This window comes from Eubacterium sp. Marseille-QA0814 (assembly GCF_965119675.1).
Lineage (GTDB): Bacteria > Bacillota > Clostridia > Lachnospirales > Lachnospiraceae > Eubacterium_G.
This window is the reverse complement of sequence record NZ_CBCPMG010000001.1, coordinates 98,286-122,363: the sequence shown is the minus strand read 5'-3', so window position 1 is coordinate 122,363 and position 24,078 is coordinate 98,286. Positions and strand designations below refer to the sequence as shown.

Annotated in this window: 24 protein-coding genes; 1 reads left to right on the top strand and 23 read right to left on the bottom strand. The window is 35.0% G+C overall.

All coding sequences use genetic code 11. The annotated features are described in order from the left end of the window. Positions 1-36: 36 nt before the first annotated feature. The 9 genes from sigK to mtaB all read right to left on the bottom strand — a co-directional run bounded on the left by sigK (position 37) and on the right by mtaB (position 7,651). On the bottom strand, positions 37-672 hold the full coding sequence (sigK, locus tag ACQY63_RS00540) for an RNA polymerase sporulation sigma factor SigK (RefSeq protein WP_302690253.1): 636 nt from the start codon (positions 670-672) through the stop codon (positions 37-39). Between the two features lie 238 nt (positions 673-910). Further along, the gene (locus ACQY63_RS00535) at positions 911-2,137 is read right to left on the bottom strand and encodes a peptidase U32 family protein (protein ID WP_428244553.1); all 1,227 of its coding nucleotides are present in this window, start codon (positions 2,135-2,137) and stop codon (positions 911-913) included. Between the two features lie 66 nt (positions 2,138-2,203). Then, positions 2,204-2,848, bottom strand: coding sequence for an O-methyltransferase (locus tag ACQY63_RS00530; RefSeq protein ID WP_428244552.1), 645 nt, complete (start codon positions 2,846-2,848; stop codon positions 2,204-2,206). Positions 2,849-2,872: 24 nt separating this feature from the next. Then, positions 2,873-3,292, bottom strand: coding sequence for an endolytic transglycosylase MltG (locus tag ACQY63_RS00525; RefSeq protein ID WP_302690250.1), 420 nt, complete (start codon positions 3,290-3,292; stop codon positions 2,873-2,875). Between the two features lie 12 nt (positions 3,293-3,304). Continuing rightward, positions 3,305-4,966, bottom strand: coding sequence for a ribonuclease J (locus ACQY63_RS00520; protein ID WP_302690249.1), 1,662 nt, complete (start codon positions 4,964-4,966; stop codon positions 3,305-3,307). 80 nt (positions 4,967-5,046) lie between these two features. Then, positions 5,047-5,319, bottom strand: coding sequence for a DUF1292 domain-containing protein (locus tag ACQY63_RS00515; RefSeq protein WP_022165738.1), 273 nt, complete (start codon positions 5,317-5,319; stop codon positions 5,047-5,049). A gap of 65 nt (positions 5,320-5,384) precedes the next feature. Next, positions 5,385-5,798 carry a Holliday junction resolvase RuvX gene (gene ruvX / locus ACQY63_RS00510; RefSeq protein ID WP_302690248.1) on the bottom strand — a complete coding sequence of 138 codons (414 nt, stop codon included), beginning with the start codon at positions 5,796-5,798 and terminating at the stop codon, positions 5,385-5,387. A 238-nt stretch (positions 5,799-6,036) separates the two neighbouring features. Beyond that, positions 6,037-6,297: an IreB family regulatory phosphoprotein gene (locus ACQY63_RS00505; RefSeq protein WP_022165740.1), complete on the bottom strand. Its 261-nt coding sequence runs from the start codon at positions 6,295-6,297 to the stop codon at positions 6,037-6,039. Between the two features lie 58 nt (positions 6,298-6,355). Further along, positions 6,356-7,651, bottom strand: coding sequence for a tRNA (N(6)-L-threonylcarbamoyladenosine(37)-C(2))-methylthiotransferase MtaB (gene mtaB / locus ACQY63_RS00500; protein ID WP_412622309.1), 1,296 nt, complete (start codon positions 7,649-7,651; stop codon positions 6,356-6,358). Between the two features lie 127 nt (positions 7,652-7,778). Between mtaB and ACQY63_RS00495 the strand changes: the two genes are divergently transcribed. Further along, complete coding sequence (locus ACQY63_RS00495) at positions 7,779-8,006, top strand: HPr family phosphocarrier protein (RefSeq protein ID WP_118000269.1); 228 nt, start codon at positions 7,779-7,781, stop codon at positions 8,004-8,006. A 211-nt stretch (positions 8,007-8,217) separates the two neighbouring features. Here ACQY63_RS00495 and thiI read toward each other — a convergent pair whose 3' ends face one another. The 14 genes from thiI to yihA all read right to left on the bottom strand — a co-directional run bounded on the left by thiI (position 8,218) and on the right by yihA (position 24,068). Further along, on the bottom strand, positions 8,218-9,396 hold the full coding sequence (thiI, locus tag ACQY63_RS00490) for a tRNA uracil 4-sulfurtransferase ThiI (protein ID WP_118437023.1): 1,179 nt from the start codon (positions 9,394-9,396) through the stop codon (positions 8,218-8,220). Between the two features lie 183 nt (positions 9,397-9,579). After that, positions 9,580-10,734 (bottom strand): cysteine desulfurase family protein, encoded by a 1,155-nt coding sequence (locus ACQY63_RS00485; RefSeq protein WP_412622308.1) that lies wholly within the window; start codon positions 10,732-10,734, stop codon positions 9,580-9,582. 1 nt (position 10,735) lies between these two features. After that, on the bottom strand, positions 10,736-11,473 hold the full coding sequence (locus tag ACQY63_RS00480; RefSeq protein ID WP_412622306.1) for a 16S rRNA (uracil(1498)-N(3))-methyltransferase: 738 nt from the start codon (positions 11,471-11,473) through the stop codon (positions 10,736-10,738). Positions 11,474-11,490: 17 nt separating this feature from the next. Then, entirely contained in the window at positions 11,491-12,456 is a 966-nt protein-coding gene (gene prmA, locus ACQY63_RS00475) for a 50S ribosomal protein L11 methyltransferase (RefSeq protein WP_301956176.1), read from the bottom strand. 629 nt (positions 12,457-13,085) lie between these two features. After that, on the bottom strand, positions 13,086-14,252 hold the full coding sequence (gene dnaJ / locus ACQY63_RS00470) for a molecular chaperone DnaJ (RefSeq protein WP_412622304.1): 1,167 nt from the start codon (positions 14,250-14,252) through the stop codon (positions 13,086-13,088). An 8-nt stretch (positions 14,253-14,260) separates the two neighbouring features. Next, positions 14,261-16,114 (bottom strand): molecular chaperone DnaK, encoded by a 1,854-nt coding sequence (gene dnaK / locus ACQY63_RS00465; protein ID WP_022165086.1) that lies wholly within the window; start codon positions 16,112-16,114, stop codon positions 14,261-14,263. A gap of 42 nt (positions 16,115-16,156) precedes the next feature. After that, the gene (gene grpE, locus ACQY63_RS00460; protein ID WP_022165085.1) at positions 16,157-16,783 is read right to left on the bottom strand and encodes a nucleotide exchange factor GrpE; all 627 of its coding nucleotides are present in this window, start codon (positions 16,781-16,783) and stop codon (positions 16,157-16,159) included. A 19-nt stretch (positions 16,784-16,802) separates the two neighbouring features. Next, positions 16,803-17,846 (bottom strand): heat-inducible transcriptional repressor HrcA, encoded by a 1,044-nt coding sequence (gene hrcA, locus ACQY63_RS00455; protein ID WP_022165084.1) that lies wholly within the window; start codon positions 17,844-17,846, stop codon positions 16,803-16,805. A 305-nt stretch (positions 17,847-18,151) separates the two neighbouring features. Beyond that, positions 18,152-18,985, bottom strand: a complete 834-nt coding sequence (locus tag ACQY63_RS00450; protein ID WP_428244551.1) for a DegV family protein — start codon at positions 18,983-18,985, stop codon at positions 18,152-18,154. 106 nt (positions 18,986-19,091) lie between these two features. Next, positions 19,092-19,628 (bottom strand): TIGR00730 family Rossman fold protein, encoded by a 537-nt coding sequence (locus ACQY63_RS00445; protein WP_022165082.1) that lies wholly within the window; start codon positions 19,626-19,628, stop codon positions 19,092-19,094. A 146-nt stretch (positions 19,629-19,774) separates the two neighbouring features. Continuing rightward, the gene (gene hemW / locus ACQY63_RS00440; protein WP_022165081.1) at positions 19,775-21,007 is read right to left on the bottom strand and encodes a radical SAM family heme chaperone HemW; all 1,233 of its coding nucleotides are present in this window, start codon (positions 21,005-21,007) and stop codon (positions 19,775-19,777) included. Between the two features lie 106 nt (positions 21,008-21,113). Beyond that, positions 21,114-22,928, bottom strand: a complete 1,815-nt coding sequence (gene lepA, locus ACQY63_RS00435; protein WP_428244550.1) for a translation elongation factor 4 — start codon at positions 22,926-22,928, stop codon at positions 21,114-21,116. 12 nt (positions 22,929-22,940) lie between these two features. Further along, on the bottom strand, positions 22,941-23,465 hold the full coding sequence (locus ACQY63_RS00430; RefSeq protein WP_022165079.1) for a DUF4364 family protein: 525 nt from the start codon (positions 23,463-23,465) through the stop codon (positions 22,941-22,943). Positions 23,466-23,468: 3 nt separating this feature from the next. Next, entirely contained in the window at positions 23,469-24,068 is a 600-nt protein-coding gene (yihA, locus tag ACQY63_RS00425; RefSeq protein ID WP_428244549.1) for a ribosome biogenesis GTP-binding protein YihA/YsxC, read from the bottom strand. Between the last annotated feature and the right edge of the window lie 10 nt (positions 24,069-24,078).

Here is a 24,078-nt window from a genome sequence, read left to right as displayed (position 1 = left end):
GTTGTTTTCACGCAACATTTTGTTTTTATGATATTATCACATAGTATTTGTATTGTCAAAGGCTTTTTTTAATTTTTCTAAAGCTTTTTTCTCAATTCTACTTACATAGCTTCTGGATATCCCCATTTCTTCTCCTACTTTTCTCTGGGTTACAGGTGCTTCTCCATTTAAGCCGTATCTTTTATTAATTATTTCTCTCTCCCTTTGATTTAAATTTTTCTCCACATATTGTCTAACCCGTACTATATCCTCGGCTTTTTCTATTGCGTCTAACGCCCCTGGTTCATCCATTTCAACCACATCCAGCAAATTAATGGTATTGCCCTCTTTATCCATTCCTATTGGCTCATTTAAGGAAACTTCTCTGCTTTTCTTTTTCTCTCCACGAAGCATCATTAAAAGTTCGTTTTCAATGCATTTTGCAGCATAGGTTGCAAGACGGCTTCCTTTTCCTGTATTAAAAGTATTAACCGCCTTTATCAACCCGATTATGCCAATGGAAATTAAGTCGTCATTATCTCTATTTTCACTATTATATTTTTTTGCAATATGAGCAACCAGCCTTAGGTTCCGTTCAATTAGTATGTCTTTAGCTTCTTTATCTCCCTTTTCAAGTTTTTCTATCCACACTCTTTCTTCCGCAGGTGTCAAAGGCTCTAAAAAAGTCTTCACACATTTCACCTCGCGACATACTTAATTATATTTTATGATAGGCTACAGTTTCTCGTGCATGTCTAGAAATGTTTAGTTATTTTTTCAATATCGGCTACAAGGCATCCCTTTCGACTCATGCTACTTGCTTTTGGATGCCCTTTTCCTTTTTTGACTTCGTACAACTTTCCCTTAACACACAAAAAGGGCAACCAAACAACATATAAAAAATGCCATTTGGTTGCCCTTGCTATTCTTTCTACTGTTCCTTCACTCTCAAGATATCCCCTTTTTCCAATTCAATTCCAAGATTAATCTTAAGATTCTGTTTTGGATGTGGGCAGCTTTCCATTTCGTTGCCCTCTTCATCTTTAATTGAAACAACTTCAACTTCTATATCGTTTCCGTCAGCTTTCATCACTTCAATTTTCTGTCCCTGATAAAATTTGTTTTTCTGCTCAAGGCTGTATTCCATTTCGCCAACTTGGTCGCCTACAATTCCTAAGTACACGTAATCTCTTTCGTATACATTGCAATCGTATATCTGTGTAGTTTCATCAGGTTTTCCAAAGAAAAATCCTGTTGTGTACTGTCTGTATGTGCACTGTGAAATAAATGTTCTATACTTTGGCAAATTCATTTCGTACTTTTTAGGATCTTCTAAATAATCGTCAATTGCCATTCTGTATGTTCTTGCAACTGTGGCAACGTACAAGGCTGTTTTCATTCTACCTTCAATTTTGAAACTATCAATTCCTGCATCAATTAATTCAGGTATATGTTCTATCATGCACAAGTCTTTTGAATTGAAAATATAAGTTCCTCTTTCATTTTCTTCAATTGGCATGTACTGTCCCGGACGGTTCTCTTCCATTACCGCATATTTCCAACGGCATGGGTGAGTACAGGCACCTTTGTTGGCATCTCGTCCTGCCATAAAACTGCTAAGAAGGCATCTTCCTGAATATGAAATACACATTGCTCCATGAACAAAAGTTTCTATCTCCATATCATCAGGTATATGTTCTCTGATTTCTTTTATTTCTTTAATCGAAAGTTCTCTGGCTGACACAACTCTTTTTGCGCCAAGGTTCCACCAGAAATTGTAAGTACCGTAGTTAGTATTGTTTGCCTGTGTACTAATATGAAGTTCCATTTCAGGCAACATTTCTTTTGCAATTGTAAAAATTGCAGGATCAGCAATAATTAGTGCATCGGGATTTACTTTCTTTAAGTCATTGAAATATGCCTTAACAGGTTCTAAATCTGCATTATGGGCTAAAATATTAGCTGTAACATACACTTTCACTCCATGTTCGTGAGCGAAATTCACACCTTCTGCCATTTCTTCTAATGTAAAATTCTTTGCTTTAGCTCTTAGCCCAAATACTTCACCACCAATATACACAGCATCTGCACCATATCTTACTGCTGTTTTTAACACTTCCAGGCTACTTGCCGGAACTAATAATTCAGGTTTTCTCATTTTATTTTACCAAGCAATTACTTTTTAGCACTTTATTCTAGTACCAAATCGTGCAAGCCTTCCTTTCTATTTTTTTACTGACATTGTAATTCCATCGCCAATTGGCACAATTGATGTTTCAAGTTGTGGATGATTTTTTACCACTTCCAAATATTCTCTCATTCGTTTGTGAATTGTTCTGTCACGTCTTCTTACAACGTACTTTGACTGAATCAGGTCTCCTTCCTGTAAAACATTATCCGTAATTAAAACTCCATCTTTTTTCATCAAACGTAAAACTTCCGGAAGGAAATGAATATATTGCGCCTTTGCCGCATCCATGAAAACGAAGTCAAACTGGTCCCTTTCAAGAGTTGGCATAATTTCCATTGCATCGCCTTCAAGTAACTTTATTACATTTTCCCTGCCAGCTTTTTTTATATTTTCTTTTGCAATTGGAATTCTCTTCTCATAATTTTCAATTGTTATGATTTGTCCTTTTTCATTAATATATTCACTCATTAAAATGGCTGAGTACCCTACTGCGGTACCCAGCTCTAATATTCTCATCGGCTTTTTTATTGACAGCATAACTCTAAGAAAACTTTCCATTTCCTTTCTAATAATCGGCACGCCATCCTTCCTTGCCTCTTTTTCTATTTCCTCTAAAACAGGAGAATTTTCTTTTTCTAAAGAGTTAATATACGATACTATTCTTTCTTCTACTATCATACTAATTTCCTTTTTTAGAATTCTTTATTTATCAGACTTAGACTTTGCCTTAGTCTTTGTTGACTTTGTACTCTTTGTTTTCTCCGGTCCTTCTTTAATCTTGTTAAAAAGTTCCTCTGCATTCTGAGATGTGTTAAATGTATACTGACCGGCTTTTATGCTTTTGGTATTGTATACATACGCCTGCACTCTGAAAACCGTAGTGTCACTTATTATACCGTACTCTTCAAGAGTATTCGCCAACTCTTTTATAGTTGTTCCTTTTTTGATAGTAACAGTCATGTCTGTTCCCGGCTTTGCTTCAACTCCTGTTGAGTAAAATATTTTTGTTCCAAAATTGTAAGCTGTTGTTGCACAAACAATGATAATAACAGCCATTATTATATACTTGCAGACTTTTATTGAAACATTAGCAAATCCTTTTGATGTTTTACTATTGCTCATACAAACTCCTAACTATTCCACTTCCATAATTATTGGTAAAATCATTGGACTTCTCTTCATAGTCTTCCATAAATATTCGCCAAGACTATCTTTTACTACCATTTTGATTTTGCCCCAATCAACATTTTTGCTTTCCAAACAGTCCAGTAAAGCTTCTGTGACTACTTCTTTGGCATTTTCAATTAAATTCTCAGATTCTCTTACATATACAAAACCTCTTGTTACAATGTCAGGGCCTGCCAAAATCTGATTTGTGTATTTTTCTAAAGTTAATACAACTATGATAATTCCGTTTTCAGCTAAATTCTGTCTGTCTCTTAAAACAATGTTTCCAACATCACCAACGCCAAGTCCGTCTACTAAAACTGAACCTGCAGGAACTTTTCCTTCAACCTTAGCAGATTCCTTGTTTAACGCAAGAACGTCACCTGATTCCATAATGAAAATATTTTCTTTTGGAATGCCCATGTTCTCTGCTAATCTTCCATGTTCTTTTAAATGCTGATATTCACCATGAACAGGAATTGAATATTTTGGCTTAACTAAAGCATACATAAGCTTAATTTCTTCCTGACATGCATGTCCTGATACGTGAGTATCCTGGAATATTACTTCTGCCCCCTGCTGATACAATTCGTTTATTACCTTTGTAACCGCTTTTTCATTTCCCGGTATAGGTGTTGAACTAAATACGATTGTATCGCTAGGCTTAATGTGTACTTTTCTATGAAGAGATGCAGCCATACGTGACAAGGCTGCCATTGATTCACCCTGACTACCTGTAGTAATAAGAACTAACTGGTTGTCTGTATAACTATCCATTTCTTCTATGCTGATTAATGTATTTTCAGGAATTTTCAAGTAACCCATTTCTCTTGCAACAGAAATAATGTTTACCATACTTCTTCCTTCAACAATAACTTTTCTTTTATATTTACATGCAGTGTTGATAATCTGTTGAACTCTGTCAACGTTTGATGCAAATGTTGCGATGATAATTCTACCATCGGTATGCTCAGAAAATATATGATCGAATGTTTTTCCTACTGTTCTTTCAGAAGGTGTAAATCCCGGTCTTAACGCATTTGTACTATCGCACATAAGAGCAAGTACACCTTTTTTCCCAAGTTCACTAAATCTAGCCAAATTAATTGCATCACCGAAAACAGGTGTGTAATCAACCTTAAAATCTCCTGTATGCACAATAATGCCTTCAGGAGTGTGGATTGCAAGTGCTGCTGCATCTGCAATACTATGATTTGTTCTAATAAATTCTATTCTAAAATCACCTAAGTGAATACTCTGTCCGAACTTAACAACTTTACGCTTAACAGCCTTTAATAATTCATGCTCTTTAAGCTTTCCTTCAATAATACCCATTGTAAGCTTTGTTGCGTAAATAGGTACATTTATTTCTTTCAAAACGTATGGTAATGCACCAATATGATCTTCGTGACCATGTGTGATTACAAAACCTTTTACCTTCTTAATGTTTTCCTTTAAAAATGTAATATCAGGAATTACACAGTCAATTCCTAACATATCATCAGATGGGAATGATAGACCACAGTCAACTACAATGATGCCATCATTGTATTCGAATGCTGTCATGTTCATTCCGATTTCCTCTAAACCACCTAGAGGAATTATTTTAATCTTCGAATTGTCGCTCATTATTTAACAAAATCCTCCTCTTTTCACAATAAAAAGGTCTATAAAAGACCTTTCATACTAACGCCCGAAATTTCAGACAACTAATCTTCTGTAGTAATATCGATATCTTCAAGTAACTCTGAAAATACTCTGCCAATGTAGTCCACCTCTGACTCATCATCTACTATTTCATATACAGCTTCTTCATCTTCGTCATTAGATATATCTTTCAAAATGTATGCTTCTGCTTCTTCGCTGTCACCTTCATCATCTGTTACAAGAAGGTAATTAACATTGTTAATTCTTGTTTCTTCAATAACATACATTTCAATTTCATTTCCATCTTCGTCTACAAAAATAATCTTTTCTTCCATTAAAAAACCTCTTACTTTACATATTTTTCTAATTCTTACTTGTGCGTTACTTTTAGTTATTTGTCCTATCTATTAAGATAATCCTCAAGTATGACCTTTGCGGCAACCATATCCACGTAATCATATCTCTCTTCTTTTTTGATTCCCATTAAATCCATTATTTCGTATGCTTCAACAGTAGTTAATCTTTCATCCTGAAATATAATTTCCTTGCCTGTTCTTCTCTCAAGCATTGAAGCAAATTCTTTTGTTTTCTCAACTCTTTCCCCTTCACTGCCATCTAACATTACAGGATATCCCAAAATTATTTTCTCAATATTATATTCTTCAATTATTTTTTCTATCCTGGCTAATGTTTTTCTCAATTTGTTTGGGGATGTTCTTCTTACAATTTCTAAACCTGTAGCCGTAAGTCCTAATTCATCAGACACTGCTACCCCTACAGTTTTAGAGCCAAAATCCAAACCTAATAATCTCACTATTTTGCCTTTCCAATACTAATTGCCATTAATACTTCTATTTGCATTTAAGTCCTTTAATTATTCATTAAATTATTCACCTTCGGCAAAAATACATAATTATCCAATCCTTTGTCCAAAGGGCATAAACATCCTGTAGAATAAAGAATGTCCTTTGAAAATCTACGACATTCTGCGCTCCAATAACAAAGTCTAGCACTCACCTTCTCTACAGAGCATTTCAAATCCGATATTCTAATTATTTTAACTTGTTGTTAATGTAATACTTCACAGCTTCTTCAATTAACTCATCACGTTCAACCTTCATAATAAGACTTCTTGCATTCTTATGACTTGTAATGTAAGTTGGATCACCAGACATAATATATCCTACAATCTGGTTTACAGGATTGTATCCCTTTTCTGCAAGTGCTTCATATACCTGCTCGAAAATTTCCTCTACTCCTAATTTCTGTTCCTGTCCTACTTTAAAAAACTGTGTGTGTTCTAAATTGTTCATCTTCTCACGTCCTTTTTATGCCATTGTTGGCAGTATATTTATAAGTTTAATATAAAAACTATCTAGTGGCAAGCACTATTTCGTCATTTAGGAAGTCTTGCACAATAACTTTGCAAATTTTACCTGAAAAATCGTCATTAGTTTCTACAGCCACCTCTATATAGTTTTTAGTATGACCTAACATGTAATTTTTTCCGTTAATTTCTTTGCTTTCTTCAAACAAAACTTCAATCTTTTTATTAATAAAATTCTGTCTGTAAGCTTTCATTAACTCTTCACCTTGCTTAATTAAAACTTCACTTCTCTTTGTTTTAATCTGCTCGTCAACCTGATTTTCCATCACTGCTGCTCTTGTGCCGTTACGCTTTGAATATTTAAAAACATGTATCTGTGAAAATCCAATCTTCTTGGTAAATTCAACTGTTGTTTCGAAATCCTCTTCAGTTTCTCCTGGAAATCCAACAATAATATCTGTTGTAATGGCAGGATTTTCATATATACTTCTTAGCATCTCACATTTCTCAAAATACTCTTTTGTTGTGTAATGTCTATTCATTGCCTTAAGCACGTTGTCGCAACCGCTCTGCATTGACAAATGAAAATGTGGGCACATCTTCTTAACATGTTTTAATCTTGCCACAAATTCTTCTGTTATAATTTCAGGATCAACTGAGCCAAGTCTGATTCGCTCAATTCCTTCAATTGAATCTGCCATTTCTATAACATCAATTAATGTTTTATCTTCGTCTTTGTAGAAGCCAAGATTGATTCCTGTAAGAACAACCTCGTGAAATCCTTTTTCAGATAATCTGACAATTTCTTCTTTGATGTTTTCCAACTTACGGCTTCTGATTCTGCCTCTTGCATAAGGTATAATGCAATATGAGCAAAAATTGTTACATCCATCCTGAATCTTTATGTGTGCTCTGGTATGTTCTGTAACTGTAGCAACTTCAAAATCTTCGTATTCATCTGTATTATTTATATCAATAACAAATGATTTTTCTTTATCTTCAAAATATTCTTTTAAAATATTTACAATATCTTTTTTCTTGTTATTTCCAACAACAATATCAATTGCCAAATCTTCTTTTATTTTTTCTGTTGCTGTTTGGACGTAACAGCCTGTTGCCACAACAACCCCTTCCGGATTTTTCTTTTTCGCCTTGTGAAGCATTTGTCTTGATTTTCTGTCAGCCATGTTTGTTACGGAACATGTATTTACAATATATACATCCGCCTTATCTGTAAACGGAACTATTTCATATCCATTGTTTTCAAGCAATTGTTTCATTGCTTCTGTTTCGTAGGAATTAACCTTACAGCCTAAATTGTGTAGTGCAACTTTAAGCATTTATTTCTCCTTTATAGCAAATTTACTAATTTTTTAAATAATTTTTATTATTTGTTGTAATTGAACATTCACATAATACGTGGTATTATGTAGGCATAAGAAATTGAGAGAGTGAGGTGTTTGAAAAATGAAAACAGTAACAATCAATCTAGGTTCAATAGACAAAGTAAAATCTTTTGTAAATGATATTACAAAATTTGATAGTGACTTTGATTTAGTTTCAGGTCGTTATGTTATTGATGCCAAATCAATTATGGGAATCTTTAGTTTAGACCTTTCAAAACCAATAGATTTAAATATACATAGCGAAACAGATCTTGATGAAATTTTAAGTGTTTTAGAAAAATATAAATAAGTTTAATTTCTTATGTAAGCCGGCTTTTCAGCCGGCTATTTTTTATGTAATAGAAATTCCAGAAGAATTTCTTATTACATAAAAAACCTTCTTAGAAACTTCTATTAACATACTCTCTCGAAAAAACTGTTCTTATTAACATTTCTCCACTTTAAACTAACACTTTTATCATGTCACTTATCTGTTTATTTTAAATCGATTTCTTTTAACCTTACTGAATTTTAATTAATTCTGCTGTATTAACCGCTTCTTCAAACATTCTGTCGATTTCTTCAGCTAACTTCTTTTCTGAATTTCTGATAACGTTAATGTTAGGTTTAGTTACAGGATGTTTTGCAACGAAAGTTGTACAACAATCTTCGTATGGAAGAATTGATGTTTCATATGTGCCAATATTCAATGAAATATCAATAATTTCCTGCTTGTCAAAAGCGATAACCGGTCTGAATACAGGCATTGTACAAACATCATTTGTTGCAGCAAGACTTTGCATTGTCTGGCTTGCCACCTGACCAATTGATTCACCTGTAATAAGTCCCTGAGCATTTTCTTTGTTTGCGAAATATTCTGCAATTCGCATCATATATCTTCTCATAATAATAGTAAGCTCATCGTGGGGACATTTATCGTAAATATACATCTGAATATCTGTAAAATTAACAACGTATAAATTCATTGGGCCTGAATATTTTGAAACTAATTTTGCCAAATCCACAACCTTCTGCTTTGCTCTTTCTGATGTGTATGGTGGTGCATGGAAATATACTGCATCAACTACAACACCACGTTTTGCAGTCATCCAACCTGCAACAGGGCTGTCAATTCCACCTGATAAAAGAAGCATTGCCTTTCCTGCTGTTCCTACAGGCATACCACCTGGTCCTGGAATAATCATTGAATAAATGTTAATATGATTTCTGATTTCTACATTAATTTCAATGTCAGGATTATGAACATCTACTTTCAAGCCTTCAAAAGCCTCTAAGATTTTTCCACCTAATTCTGCGTTAAGTTCCATTGAGTTCATTGGATAATTTTTTCTTGCACGTCTGGCCATTACCTTAAAAGTAAAATTCTTTTCAGGATATGTTTCATCAATATATTTAATTACCTGCTGTGCTAAATCTTCAAATCCATTATCTTCAATCTGAACCATAGGACAAATTCCCACAATACCAAATACATGCTGAAGTGCATTTACTGCCTCATCAAAATCATATTCAGCATTTGCTATTGCATAAATTCTTCCGTTTTCTTTTGTTACACTAAAATCTCCATCAATTTTATCTAATGCTCTTTTGGCGTTGTCAACTAAAGCATTTTCAAAAATATATCTGTTTTTTCCTTTTACACCTATTTCGGCGTACTTAATTAAAAACGATTTAAACATCTTTTCTCCTCCAACTATAAAATGTGTACTTACGCTCATATATTTCTCCTATAAAAATACTGGTATATTTGTGTTTTTTCGATAATCAAACGTGCTCTTCTTGTATGGTTCTATATGGATATATGCACTCTTATGCCTATATTATTCTTCGGTAATTTTCTGTGCTTACGTTTATGTGCCATTCTATCTACGCACGTATTTTCTCAAAATTGGTAACATTTGTTTTAACTGCTCTACGGCGTAATCAATTTCTTCTTTTGTGTTGTCTTTGCAAAAACTAAACCTAACTGTAGAACCAAGTAAATCCTTGCCAATGCCCATTGCCTTTAAAGTTTCACTAATGGCTGGCTTGTTTGAAGAGCATGCACTACCTGCTGAAATATAAACGCCTTTATCTTCAAGAGCGTGCAATAAAACTTCGCTTCTTACTCCACTAAAGCTTGCGCTTACAACGTGTGGTGCACCCTCTGCCCCTTTTCGACTGTTAATTGTCACACCATCAATTGTCTGCAAACTGTCAATTAGGTAGTCTTTTAACTCTGTCATTTTAGAAACATTTTCCTGCAAATTATCATAACAGTCTTTTGCCGCCTGTCCGATACCTGCAATTCCCGGAACATTTTCTGTTCCTGAACGCATTCCTTCCTGCTGACCACCACCTAAAATAAATGGATTAACTTTCGCATTTTTCTTTAGGTACATAAAACCTGTTCCCTTTGGTCCATGAATCTTATGACCACTAACCGTCAATACATCAATGTTGCTTTTTCTTGGTTTTATTTCCAGCTTACCAAAAGCCTGAATTGCATCAACGTGATAAATAACATTTTTATTTACACTTTTTATATACTTACCTATTTCTTCAACAGGTTCAATAGCTCCAACCTCGTTGTTTACATACATTATTGAAACTAAAATTGTATCTTCGCTCATTGCTTCTTTTAAAGCATCAATGCTAACAACGCCATACTCATCAACGGGCAAATATGTTACTTCGTATCCCTGATTTTCAAGATACTTCATTGGACTTTTTACGGAAGCATGCTCAACCATTGTTGTTATAATTTTATTACCGTTTCGCTTATTAGCTTCCACTGCACCTCTAATAGCCCAGTTATTTGACTCAGTACCACCTGATGTAAAATAAATTTCCTTTGGGTCTACCTTCAATATTTTAGCTATATTTTCCTGAGCTGCTTTTAAATATTTTTCAGCATTAACGCCAACCATGTGCATTGACGATGGATTTCCATAGTCTTCCACCATTACTTTTACAACAATATCTTTTACAGCTTCAGATACCTTGGTTGTTGCTGAATTATCAAAATATGCTTCCATTTTATTCCTCCATTAAGTACATTAAAACAGCCATCACTGTCATGCCCGCCGTTTCTGTACGCAATATTCTTTTACCAAGAGTTATTTCTTCTGCTCCATTGTCTTTTGCTGTTTGAACTTCCTCTTTAGAAAAACCACCTTCTGAGCCAATAAAAATTCCCACAGACATACCTGGTTCAATTTTTGAAATAATCTCTCTTGTATATACCATGTTTTTTGCTTCTTCATAAGGTATGAGAATCATATCCAGTTCTTTTGCTTTTTCCACAGCCTCTTTAAAAGTATGAACCTCTGCTACTTCCGGTATAATACCGCGCTTTGACTGTTTTGCGGCACTTTCCGCAATGGCATTCCAGCGTTTCACTTTATTAGCTGCCTTCTTTGCATCTAATTTCACTACGCAACGTTTTGTTGACATTGGCACTATCTGATAAGCACCAAGTTCCACCATTTTCTGTATAATGGTTTCCATTTTGTCACCTTTAGGCAATGCCTGAAACAAAGTAACTTTAATTGGTAACTCTCTTGTTTTGCCATTAATATCTTCTATTTTTGCTGTGATTTCATCATCTGCAATTTTCTCCACACTACAAATGTATTCCTTGTCACTTCCATCACTTATTAAGATTGTCTCGCCAATTTTCATACGCAAAACATTTTTTATATGATTCACGTCTTTTCCAACTATTACTATTGATTCTTCCCCAATTTGATTTGGTTCAACAAAAAATCTGTACATTTTTTCTCCTAAATATTTTACTGTAATTTTGCCATAACTGCGCGCCAATCGCCCTGCTTTACCACATCTGTTAATTGTAAATTTTCATTCTTTTTTACGGCTTCTTTTACATCGTCTTCTTTCATATAAATAATTCCTGATGAAATAAATATGCCGTTTGGTTTTAAAAATCTGTCAACTATTCCTGCTATTGGAATAATTACGTCAGCCAAAATGTTTGCCACAACAATGTCATATTTCTCTGTTTCAAATTTTTTCTGCATTTTTGTATCTTCCAATACATTTCCAGCAAGCACTTCCACATCGTCCATTAACATCTTATTTACTGCAAAATTTTCTCCTACAGCTTCAATTGCCGCCGGGTCAATGTCAGTCATTGTAACTTCTGCTGCTCCTAGTTTTTTTGCAACAATTGAAAGTATGCCGCTTCCGCAACCTAAATCCAAAACTTTATCTCCCGGCTTTACATATTTTATAAGCTGCTTAATACAAAGCTGAGTTGTGTCATGTTTTCCTGTGCCAAATGCAGTTCCCGGATCAATTTCTATCATTTCCATGTTCTTGTGACTTTCATCAAGTTCTTCCCAAGTTGGCTTAATGAAGAAATTATCTACTGTAAATGACTTGAAATATTTCTTCCAATTGTTTACCCAGTCTACATCTTCTGTCATAGTTTTCTCGATTGTGCCTTCACCTACATCTAGAAATGACTTTGCTTCTTTTAACTTTTCTCTCAAAGTATCAAGTAACTTTTCATTGTCCGCATCCTGTGAATCTTCCTCTGTGTAAAAACTTACATAAGCTGTTCCATCATCTTCCGGCAAATCTGCTAAATAATCTATAAATTGTGCTTTTTTCTCTTCCTCTGTTAGTTGTATATTATCTTCAACTTCCATACCTGTTATTCCAAGATCAATTAAAATACTACACACGAAATCACTTGCCTGTGTTGTAGTTTTCAATCTATATTTATTCCACTTCATAGAAACTCCAATCTTCTTTTCAATTCATATTTATAAATTATTACTATAAAACTAAAATATCATAACACACATAGAGAATTTAAGCAAATTTATCAATTTTCTTGTCATTTGTTTTCTTATCATTTTTAGATATTTTCAATCTTTCCACCCCTTTAGATTGTTATAACTTCTTAGGGGTGGATTTCCTGACATTTCTTCGATTTTTTCTTCTCATATTTTTCTATATTTTCAGTTTTTTCCACCCCTTTAGATTGTTATGACTCCTTAGGGGTGGATTTCCAAGGACTTCTTCATTTTTCTCTTATCATATTTTTGTATACTTTCAGTTTTTTCCACCCCTTTAGATTGTTATGACTCCTTAGGGGTGGATTTCCAAGGACTTCTTCATTTTTCTCTTATCATATTTTTGTATACTTTCAGTTTTTTCCACCCCTTTAGATTGTTATAACTTCTAAAGGGTGGAAACACCATAATACCTGCCATAACTGTATCCCCCGAACAATAGCAAATTAAGCCAAAAGACAAAAGAATGAATAGAGCCACACAAATAAGATATAACCAAAAAGAGCCGTGCCTTAACAACTCTAAATTGTTAAAGCGACAGCTCTTTTCCATCCATATTTCCTAAACTAGAAAAATTTCTTTTTCTTCTTTTTTGTTTTCTCGTGTTCTGATTTGTTATCATCAAATTCCTTTAATGAATTTCCTGAAATCTCGTCAAGTTTCTTGATTAAGTCTTTTTGTTCATTGTTAAGTTTTGTTGGAACCTTAACAACTAATGTTGAATACTGATCACCTCTTGCATTCTGATTGTGTACATTGCATACACCTTTTCCTCTTAATCTAATGCGGGTACCTGTTTGTGTTCCAGGCTTAATGTTGAACTTAACATCGCCATCTACTGTCTTAACACGAATGTCGCCACCTAAAGCAGCCTGTGCAAAAGATATAGATGTTGTTGTATATAAATCCATTCCATTACGTTCAAATTCATTACTTGGAATTACTCTGATATCTACAAGTAAATCACCTCTTGGACCGCCATTTGTTCCAGGCTCGCCTTCTCCTGTTTTTCTGATTCTCTGCATATCGTCTATACCTGCAGGGATATCAATTGTGATTTTCTTTCTTGTAGACTTGTAGCCTGCTCCATGACAGTCCGGACATTTTTCTTTAATGACTTTACCTGTACCATTACAGTCCGGGCAAACCTGTGTGCTTTGCATCATGCCAAACATAGTCTGCTGACGTGATACATACTGTCCTTTACCACCACATTTGCTACATGTTTCAGGAGATGTGCCTGGCTTTGCTCCACTACCTTTACAAGTGCTACATTCTTCCTTAAAGTTAATTGTAACTTCTTTCTTACAGCCAAATACAGCCTCTTCAAAAGTAATACGGAGTCCTGTTCTAACGTCGGCTCCACGTCTTGGTCCATTGCTAGGGCCTCTACGTCCACCGCCACCGAATAGGTCGCCAAAAATGTCTCCAAATCCACTTCCGCCAAAAATATCACCGAAGTCAAAATTGTTAAAATCAAATCCGCCGGAGCCACCTGCACCACCATCAAAGGCAGCATGACCAAACTGGTCATACTGTCTTCTCTTGTCTGCATCACTAAGCACTGCGTATGCTTCAGATGCCTCTTTAAATTTTGTGGCAGCTTCCTCATCACCCGGATTTGCATCGGGATGATATTTCTTGGCTAATTTTCTATATGCTTTCTTTATTGTTGCTTCGTCAGCGTTCTTATCAACGCCTAGCACTTCATAATAATCTCTTTTATCTGCCATGATCTATTTTAAACCTCTGTAAAGTCTCCATCTACTACATCATCTTCCGGTTTTGAACCTGCTCCCATGTCAGGACCTGCACCCTGTGCTCCTGCAGCCTGTGCCTGTTCATACATCTTTGAGAATAACTGCTGTGCAGAATTCATTAATTTTTCTTTTCCAGCCTTTAATTCTTCAACCTGAGCTTCTGTTGGTTCATTTTCACCAATTGCTGCTACTGTTGCTTTTAATGCATCAATGTCAGCCTGAACAGCCTGCTTATCAGCATCTGCTAATTTATCACCAGCTTCATTCATTGCTGTTTCTGTCTGTGTGATAATTGAATCAGCTTCGTTCTTAGCATCAATTGCTTCCTTACGTTTCTTATCAGCTGCTTCAAATTCTGCAGCTTCTTTTACAGCCTTATCAATATCTTCATCTGACATATTTGAACCTGCTGTAATTGTGATGTGCTGTTCCTTACCTGTTCCAAGGTCCTTAGCTGATACATTTACGATACCGTTTGCATCAATATCGAATGTAACTTCAATCTGTGGAACACCTCTTCTTGCTGGTGGAATTCCATCAAGTCTGAACTGACCAAGTGATTTATTATCTCTGGCAAACTGTCTTTCACCCTGTACAACATTGATATCAACGGCTGTCTGGTTATCTGCTGCTGTTGAGAAAATCTGGCTCTTCTTTGTAGGAATTGTTGTGTTTCTTTCAATAAGTCTTGTAGCTACACCACCCATTGTTTCAATTGATAATGAAAGTGGAGTTACATCAAGAAGAAGGATATCGCCGGCACCTGCATCACCTGCTAATTTACCACCCTGAATTGAAGCACCAAGTGCAACACATTCATCAGGATTCATCTTCTTTGATGGTTCATGACCTGTTAACTGTTTTACCTTATCCTGTACAGCTGGGATTCTTGTAGAACCACCAACTAATAATACCTTGCTAAGTTCTGATGCTGAAATTCCTGCATCCTTTAAAGCATTCTGTACTGGGATTGCTGTTCTTTCAACTAAATCTCTTGTTAATTCATCAAATTTAGCCTTTGTAAGTGTCATATTTAAATGCTGTGGTCCCTGTTCATTTGCTGTAATGAATGGGATGCTAATTTCAACCTGAGTAGCTGATGAAAGTTTCTTCTTTGCATCTTCTGCTTCAGCTTTAATTCTTTCCATAGCCATCTTGTCACCTGAAAGGTCAATTCCTGTCTTTGACTTAAAGTCTGCTACCATGTAGTCCATAACTTTCTTATCAAAGTCATCACCACCAAGTTTGTTATCACCGTTTGTTGCTAAAACTTCGATTACACCATCACCGATTTCGATAATAGATACATCAAATGTACCACCACCTAAATCGTATACCATAATCTTCTGTTCCCCTTCGTTATCAAGACCATAAGCTAAAGCTGCTGCTGTTGGCTCGTTGATAATTCTCTTAACATCAAGTCCTGCAATCTTACCGGCATCTTTTGTAGCCTGTCTCTGAGCATCGTTAAAGTAAGCAGGTACTGTAATAACAGCTTCTGTAACTTTTTCACCAAGGTAAGCTTCTGCATCAGCTTTTAACTTCTGAAGAATCATAGCTGAAATAGCCTGTGGTGTATATTCTTTTCCTGCTACATTTGCCTTGTAATCTGTTCCCATATGTCTTTTAATTGATGAGATTGTTCCTTCTGCGTTTGTAACAGCCTGACGTTTAGCCTGCTCACCAACTAATCTTTCTCCATCTTTCTTAAATGCTACTACTGATGGAGTTGTTCTTGCTCCGTCTGCATTTGTGATAACTGTAGGTTCTCCACCTTCCATAACAGCTACACATGAGTTTGTTGTTCCTAAATCAATACCAATAATCTTTCCCATTTTATTTTCCTCCTAATAAATATATGATTATTTCAAATAAAACTAATTAGCTACTTTTACCATACTGTGTCTTACCACTGTATTTCTGTATTTATAACCTTTCTGTAATTCCTCTGACACAACGTTTTCACCAAGTTCGTCATTGTCTTCATGCATTACAGCGTTGTGAAGTTCAGGATCAAATTCCTTTCCCTTCGCCTCAATTGCTTCAACTCCAATATCTTCAAGAGTCTGAAGTAACTGTTTATATATAAGATTCATTCCCTGTCCTACAGGTGATTCTAAATCTTCTTCACTAAGTGCTGCAACTCCTCTTTCGAAGTTATCAACTACAGGTAAAATCTTTTCAATAATTGATTTTGCGCCTGTTTCAAACATTGCTGTTTTTTCTTTATCACTTCTGCTTCTAAAATTTTGAAATTCTGCAAATAGTCTTTGATATTTATCATTAAGTTCTTCTATTTGCTCATCTCTCTTATCTTTTCGCTTGAAGCCTTTTTTCTTTTTCTTTTCAGTTTTCTCTTCTGAAGCATCTTCTGTTTCCTGTGTTTCCTTGGATTCTTCAGTCTTCTCTTCTGAATTCTCAACTTCTTGGTTCTCTTCCACTGCAGATGCTTCTTCTACATCTACTTTCTGGTTTTCTTCCAAGTCCTTATTTTCCTTTTCCATTGGACTTTCCTTTCTAAATTTATTCTTTGTCGTTAAAGTTTTCATTTAACTGTTCTTTTACAACTCTTAAGGTTTCAACAACCTTTTCATAATCCATTCGCTTTGGACCAATGATACCGATTGTTCCTTTGAAACCATCTTCTAATTCGTAAGTAGCAGTTACAACACTGCAATCCTTCATGGACTGAACCGGACTCTCGTTTCCGATGTAAACCTGAATTCCGGTTTCTTCATCACTTTCGTTAATCAATTCTGTTAGCTGTGACTTTTCTTCCAGTGTGGTAAGAAGCTGACTTGCTCTCTCCTTGTCACTAAGTTCAGGATATTTAAAAATATTTGTTGCACCTGATGTGTAAATCTTCATTTGCTCCTCAGTGGAAATAGCTTCTGTTATTGCCTTAAGCACTTCATTAACCAAATCCTCATATTCACCTGCCTGTGAAGTCAATGCTGAAATAACACCTAAGTTAATTTCCTCTAAAGCCAAACCTGCAAGTGCTGTGTTAAGTGCCACGTTAAGTCTCACTATCATTTCCTGACTTACAACTCTGTCAACATTAACAATCTTATTCACTACGTGGTTCTTATCGGAAACCACTGTGCACAACAACTGTTTTTCTTCAAGTACAGATAACTGTATGAATTTGATTTTGTTTCCCTGAGACTTTGGAGAAGAAACCATTGTGGCATAGTTTGTATTGTTTGCTAAAACCTTTGCCATATTCTGGAGAAGTGTCTCAACCTTGTCAACTTTTTCAATTAAAAGGTCTTCCTTCTCGCTAACCTTCTTCTCACGCTCATCTAATTCTGACATCTTATCTTTGAGCATGTGGTCTACATAAAATCGATAACCTTTATCAGTAGGAATTCTACCTGCTGATGTATGAGGCTGAACTATATAACCCATTTCCTCAAGATCAGACATTTCATTTCTGATTGTTGCTGAACTAAGATTCAGATCTGTGTATTTAGAAATTGTTCTTGAGCCAACCGGTTCCCCTGTCTCTAAGTAATTTCTAATTACTGCATCCAGAATCTTTTCTTTTCTTTCATTCAGTTCCATAGATTACTCCTTTCTATGGTTTTAAGACTATTAGCACTCGTGTTGTTTGAGTGCTAACATCTTTTCTATGGTCTAATCTATCACTATCAATATTCTTTGTCAACACTTTATTTTAAAAAGAATTGTAAATTAAATGTAAAAAAAAGTTGTCATTATTTTAATACTCTTAAGTCCGTTAAACTATAGAATATTATCCTAACAACAACTTTCTTATTCTCTTTAACATAAACACTTTAATTGATTTTATGTTAATGCTTTATATTTTCTTATTTTCTTTGTTCTTATGTAAGACCATAAAGCAAGAATTACTCTGCTACATAAACAATTCCGTATGCTTCAGGTCCGATGTGTGTACCAATTGTTGGTCCAATCTGTAATCTGTCTGAAACTTCAATATTAGCTTCTTTCAATCTGTCTGTAAAAGTTTCATTATTTACAGTTCCAATTGAATATATACTGTAAACCGGGAAGTCTGTATTAATTGTGTCGTTTGAAATCAACTTCATAATATCATTTAAAGCTTTTTTCTTTCCAATGCTCTTTGCCTTAATACCTACTTTTCCATCTTCTGTAAAATAAATTAAAGGTTTTATTTTTGCAATTGTGCCAATTCCTGCTTCGATTTTTGACAAACGACCACCTTTATACAAATTATCCAATGTATCAAGCACTGCATACATTCTAACCTTTGGCTGAATTTCTTTAATAGCCGCAACTATTTCTTCTGCTGTCTTGCCACTGTCTCTTAACTGTATGCCATAGTCAACCAAAACCTTAATAACAAAAGTAGCTGATAATGAATCAACTATATGTATCTTATCATATTCAACCATGTTCTTAGCTAATGTGGCACTTTGAATCAAGCCACTTAAACCTGATGAAAGTAAAATACATATAAGCTCGTCTCCATCTGCCTTAATTTTTTCAAATATGTCAATAAAATCCTGTGGTGATGGCTGAGCTGTTTTAGGGAACTCATCTGATTCCTGTGTTAATTTATAAAATTCATCCTTAGAAATTTCACCGTCTCTAAAACTCTTATCTCCTACACTAATCGCTATCGGTATGTACTCTATCCCTTTTCCCTGTAACTGTTCTTTATCATAATCAGAACCTGAGTCAATTAAAAATTTTATCATTCTGCATCTCCTTTTAACCAAAACAAAAGCTGTTCACAATAGTTTACTTTATGAACAGCTTGTATTTTGTACTTTACTACACATTTGCAATTTAGTCAAATTTTTATTATTTTACAATCATCTCTTCAATATCTTCAAATGTATTAGCAACGCTATACACTCTTGATAAATCGCAGTGGAACATTCCCTGTTCCTTCATTTCATCCATAAATTTAAGTAATGTATCATAAAAACCATTGTGGTTAAAAATAATTACTTTTCCTTCAATCATATACTTTTCGATTAATACAATTGCTTCAAATAACTCATCCATTGTTCCAACGCCACCTGGTAAAACAATGAACACGTCAGCTTCCGATTCAAAATGTCCTTTGCGCTCAGCCATTGAATCACAAACAATTTCCTTATCACATCCTTTGAACACGTTCATATTCTTAAATGCCTTTGGATATACACCTGTTATGTAAGCACCTCCGTCGTGCATTCCTCTTGCCATATATCCAAGTGTACTATCTGCACCGCCTCCATAAATAAGGTCGTACTTTTCTCCTAACTTCTTTCCCATATCATAGTATGGTTTTAACTTTTCTTCTGAAACGTAAGGTGAGAATGATCCGTAAATGCATATTGTTTTTCTGTCCATAATAATCCCTCTTTTCCGTTTGTAATTTATAATATGTTTTATATTATACTATCTATTCCAAAAGAATCAAAGAATTTTCTGTATTGCAATCCAATCTTGTTAAACTTACACGAAACATAACAATCTTACACAAAGTCACAGTAATCTTACAACAAAAACTGAGACATTGCATAATTGCTTAGATCCACACCTCTTTTAGTTAAACGCACGTTGTCACCATTGACTTCTATAAGTCCCTGCTGCACTAATTTTTCTGTTACCTCTCCGTACACGCTGTCGTATTTTCTGTCAAATGCCTGATGAAATTCTTCTTTTGAAATTCCGTCAATCATTCTAAGTCCCAAAAACATAAATTCTTCTTTTTTATCTTTTTCTGTTAAACGCTGGATTTTTCCTTCTATTACAGAAATGGCATCCTCTGTTATATCCCAGATGTCATCCTGATAAATAAAACTGTCGCCGTAAAAATCACTATCTGTATCTTTGCCATCCAAAAGCAAACTAATGTATTTATCAATATCTTCGGTATTACTGTATCTGCTGTTGTTATATAAAGAAGCCGCGCCAAGACCAAAGCCCAAATAATCCACTCTCTTCCAATAACCTATATTATGCCTGCACTGAAATCCCGGCTTGCCATAGTTTGATATTTCATAATGTACATATCCGTTTTCTTCCAGCATTTTTTCAGTTAAATAATACATTTCTCTTTCAGCATCTTCGTCCGGCAAAATATTAATGTTTTTGCTTTCCGCCTCCTGGACTCTTTCCTGAAGTGGCGTCCCATCTTCAACAATAAGGCTATAAGCGGAAATATGCTCCGGCTCCAATGCCAGCACTCTTTCCAACGTATATTTGTAACTTTCAACTGTCTGTCCTGGTAAAGCACTCATTACGTCCACATTGATGTTTTCAAAGCCTGCTTTTCTTGCCAACTCATAACTTTCTTTAAACTTTGTAAAATCGTGAATACGACCTATGCTTCTAAGTTCCTGATTATTTGCAGACTGAAGTCCAAAACTGATTCTGTTAATTCCTGCTTCTTTGTAACTACTTAATTTTGATTCTGTTACAGTTCCGGGGTTACACTCAATAGTAATCTCGGCATCATCAGATAACTGACAGTTATTTTTTACCGCCTCCATAATTTTTGTAATAAAATTTTCCTGCAAAATTGACGGCGTTCCACCGCCTATGAAAACACTTGTAACAACTCTGCCTTCCATCTTTTCTTTGCTTAATTCTATCTCTCTAACCAAAGCATTTACATATTCTCTTTTTGTACCTTCGTCCATGCTCATTGATAAAAAATCACAATAATCACACTTTCTCACGCAAAAAGGAATATGAATATATATTTCCAACTGCTTACTGTTCATTTCTTATCCTTCCTTACAATATAACTAATGCCAAAGAAAACTAACATCTAGTATTCTTTGGCACTGTAAAAATTCTTATAATCACAAATACATATTTCTATATATTCTATTCTTCGTCTAATTTTAAAACTGCCATAAATGCACTCTGTGGAATTTCTACGTTTCCAACCTGACGCATTCTCTTCTTTCCTTCCTTCTGTTTTTCAAGAAGTTTTCTCTTACGGGAAATATCACCACCATAACATTTTGCCAATACGTCTTTTCTCATTGCCTTAACAGTTTCTCTTGCAATTACCTTGCTACCAACTGCTGCCTGAATTGGAACTTCAAACAACTGTCTTGGTATTTCCTTCTTTAATTTCTCGCACATCTTTCTTCCACGCTCGTAAGCTGATGCTTCAGGAACAATAAATGATAAGGCATCCACTTCTTCTTTATTAATAAGAATATCAAGCTTAACTAACTTAGCCTGTTCATAGCCTTTCAATTCATAGTCAAAAGAAGCATAACCTCTTGAACGTGACTTTAATGCATCAAAAAAATCATAAATAATTTCATTTAATGGAATATCGTATTTAAGGAGTGCTCTTTGTCCTTCTACATATTCCATGCTAATATATGTTCCTCTTCGTTGCTGGCAAAGTTCCATAATGGCACCGATAAATTCTGTTGTAACCATTATCTCTGCACTAACAATAGGTTCTTCCATATAAGCTATTTCACTTGGATCAGGAAGGTTTGTTGGGTTAGTAAGTTCAATTATCTCACCGTTTTCCTTGTATACCTTGTAAATAACAGATGGTGCTGTAGTAACCAGGTCAAGTCCATATTCTCTCTCTAGTCTTTCCTGAATAATTTCCAAATGGAGCAAGCCTAGGAATCCGCATCTGAAACCAAAACCTAAAGCGATTGATGTTTCAGGTTCAAATTTCAAAGCTGCATCATTTAACTGTAATTTTTCTAAAGCATCTCTTAAATCAGGATACTTTGCTCCATCAGCCGGATACAAGCCACAATAAACCATTGGCTGAACTTCCTTGTAACCCGGAAGTGGCTTATCACATGGGGCATCCGCATTTGTAACTGTATCACCTACTTTTGTATCTGACACATTTTTAATGCTGGCTGTTATGTAGCCTACCATTCCTGCCGGTAATTCATCACAAGGAATAAACTGACCTGCGCCAAAATATCCAACTTCTACAACATTTGCCACTGCACCTGTTGCCATCATTTTTATATTCATTCCCGGCTTTACAGTACCTTCCTTAATACGGCAAAATACAATTACACCTTTGTAGGAATCATATAAGCTATCAAATATTAAAGCCTGTAAAGGTGCATTTGAATCACCTGTAGGTGCCGGTATATTTTTTACAATTGCCTCTAATACATCCTCACAGTTTAAACCTGTTTTTGCAGAAATAAGAGGTGCATCTTCCGCCTCAAGACCAATAACATCTTCGATTTCAGCTTTTACCCTGTCAGGATCTGCTGATGGTAAATCTATCTTGTTAATAACCGGAAACACTTCCAAGTCATGGTCTAATGCCAAATAAACGTTTGCCAAAGTCTGTGCCTCAACGCCCTGTGCCGCATCAACTACCAACACTGCACCATCACATGCTGCCAAACTTCTCGAAACCTCATAGTTAAAATCCACATGGCCCGGTGTATCAATTAAATTGAAAATATATTCCTCGCCATCTTTTGCCTTGTAAACAGTACGAACTGCCTGAGACTTAATTGTAATGCCTCTTTCTCTTTCAAGTTCCATATTGTCAAGAACCTGAGCCTGCATTTCCCTGTTTGTTAAAAGACCTGTCATTTCAATTATTCTGTCTGCCAAAGTTGATTTACCATGGTCTATATGAGCTATAATACAAAAATTTCTAATTTTACTCTGATCAATATGTGCCACTTTTTCCTCCAATTACTTAGTAAGATTATCAATTACAAACTGATATATTTTTTGACTGTTGTTCATTGCTTCCCAATTAGTACACATCTTAGATGCCATGTGCTTATCAGGGGTTGAAATATTCAGCTCAATTAACGTGCTGTCACCTTCTTTTACCTGACAATGTACCACATAGTCCCCATTAGAAGCCCTGTAATAATCAGACACCGTACCTACTTCGTTTCTAAGTTCGTATCTGTTGTCAACCAAAAACATATCTATATCATCAATAACCTGGTTAGGTATCTTGTTCTCGAAGAATTTAAGACTCTCTCTTCCCTCTGATGATAAATGGTAATATGATGTATTTCTGTTTACATTTGAAAAAACAAACCCATCCTCAATAAGTTCATTAATTGCTTTCTGCACAGCAAAATAATTTGTATATTCATTTTCCAAAAAGAATTGTGCAATCTGTGAGTTAGTCAATGGAAATTCTACTTTATTTAACATATGCATAATCATTAACTTGTATAAAGTTTCTGTTTCTATTGCCATATTCTACTCCTCTACTGTACCTTTTGCTAATTCTTCTATAACCTGTAAAATTTCTTCTTTTCCCTGCTTTGTCTGAGCTGAGAATGGTAAAATCTTTGTTCCCGGAATTACGTTTAATCCCTGACGAATCATTTTGATGTTCTTCTGAACCTGACTTCTTTTTATCTTGTCTAACTTAGTTGCTATAATAATCGGTTCATAACCGTTTGCCAAAATCCACTCATACATATTAAAGTCATTCTTTGATGGCTCATGTCTTATGTCTATTAACAAAAACACTGCCTGCAGCATTTGTGAAGTATGAAGATAATTTTCAATCATCCTGCCCCACTTTGCTTTTATTTCCTTAGACACGCTGGCATAACCATACCCCGGTAGGTCTACGAAATACATTTCCTTATTTACATTGTAAAAATTAATTGTCTGAGTTTTTCCCGGCTGAGAAGATGTTCTAGCCAATGCTTTTCTATTAACCAAACCATTTATTAATGATGATTTTCCTACATTTGACTTTCCTGCAAAAGCAATTTCCGGCATTGTATTTTCCGGTAATTTACTTGTTATTCCACAAACTGTTTCCAATTCAACATTTTTAACTATCATCTTCTCTCCT

Coding starts and splice junctions, on each gene's coding strand:
- ACQY63_RS00535 (WP_428244553.1), bottom strand. CDS start 2,137: ATGAGAAAACCTGAATTATTAGTTCCGGCAAGTAGCCTGGAAGTGTTA.
- ACQY63_RS00530 (WP_428244552.1), bottom strand. CDS start 2,848: ATGATAGTAGAAGAAAGAATAGTATCGTATATTAACTCTTTAGAAAAA.
- ACQY63_RS00525 (WP_302690250.1), bottom strand. CDS start 3,292: ATGAGCAATAGTAAAACATCAAAAGGATTTGCTAATGTTTCAATAAAA.
- ACQY63_RS00520 (WP_302690249.1), bottom strand. CDS start 4,966: ATGAGCGACAATTCGAAGATTAAAATAATTCCTCTAGGTGGTTTAGAG.
- ACQY63_RS00515 (WP_022165738.1), bottom strand. CDS start 5,319: ATGGAAGAAAAGATTATTTTTGTAGACGAAGATGGAAATGAAATTGAA.
- ACQY63_RS00505 (WP_022165740.1), bottom strand. CDS start 6,297: ATGAACAATTTAGAACACACACAGTTTTTTAAAGTAGGACAGGAACAG.
- mtaB (WP_412622309.1), bottom strand. CDS start 7,651: ATGCTTAAAGTTGCACTACACAATTTAGGCTGTAAGGTTAATTCCTAC.
- ACQY63_RS00495 (WP_118000269.1), top strand. CDS start 7,779: ATGAAAACAGTAACAATCAATCTAGGTTCAATAGACAAAGTAAAATCT.
- thiI (WP_118437023.1), bottom strand. CDS start 9,396: ATGTTTAAATCGTTTTTAATTAAGTACGCCGAAATAGGTGTAAAAGGA.
- ACQY63_RS00485 (WP_412622308.1), bottom strand. CDS start 10,734: ATGGAAGCATATTTTGATAATTCAGCAACAACCAAGGTATCTGAAGCT.
- ACQY63_RS00480 (WP_412622306.1), bottom strand. CDS start 11,473: ATGTACAGATTTTTTGTTGAACCAAATCAAATTGGGGAAGAATCAATA.
- prmA (WP_301956176.1), bottom strand. CDS start 12,456: ATGAAGTGGAATAAATATAGATTGAAAACTACAACACAGGCAAGTGAT.
- dnaJ (WP_412622304.1), bottom strand. CDS start 14,252: ATGGCAGATAAAAGAGATTATTATGAAGTGCTAGGCGTTGATAAGAAC.
- dnaK (WP_022165086.1), bottom strand. CDS start 16,114: ATGGGAAAGATTATTGGTATTGATTTAGGAACAACAAACTCATGTGTA.
- grpE (WP_022165085.1), bottom strand. CDS start 16,783: ATGGAAAAGGAAAATAAGGACTTGGAAGAAAACCAGAAAGTAGATGTA.
- hrcA (WP_022165084.1), bottom strand. CDS start 17,846: ATGGAACTGAATGAAAGAAAAGAAAAGATTCTGGATGCAGTAATTAGA.
- ACQY63_RS00450 (WP_428244551.1), bottom strand. CDS start 18,985: ATGATAAAATTTTTAATTGACTCAGGTTCTGATTATGATAAAGAACAG.
- ACQY63_RS00445 (WP_022165082.1), bottom strand. CDS start 19,628: ATGGACAGAAAAACAATATGCATTTACGGATCATTCTCACCTTACGTT.
- hemW (WP_022165081.1), bottom strand. CDS start 21,007: ATGAACAGTAAGCAGTTGGAAATATATATTCATATTCCTTTTTGCGTG.
- ACQY63_RS00430 (WP_022165079.1), bottom strand. CDS start 23,465: ATGGCAATAGAAACAGAAACTTTATACAAGTTAATGATTATGCATATG.
- yihA (WP_428244549.1), bottom strand. CDS start 24,068: ATGATAGTTAAAAATGTTGAATTGGAAACAGTTTGTGGAATAACAAGT.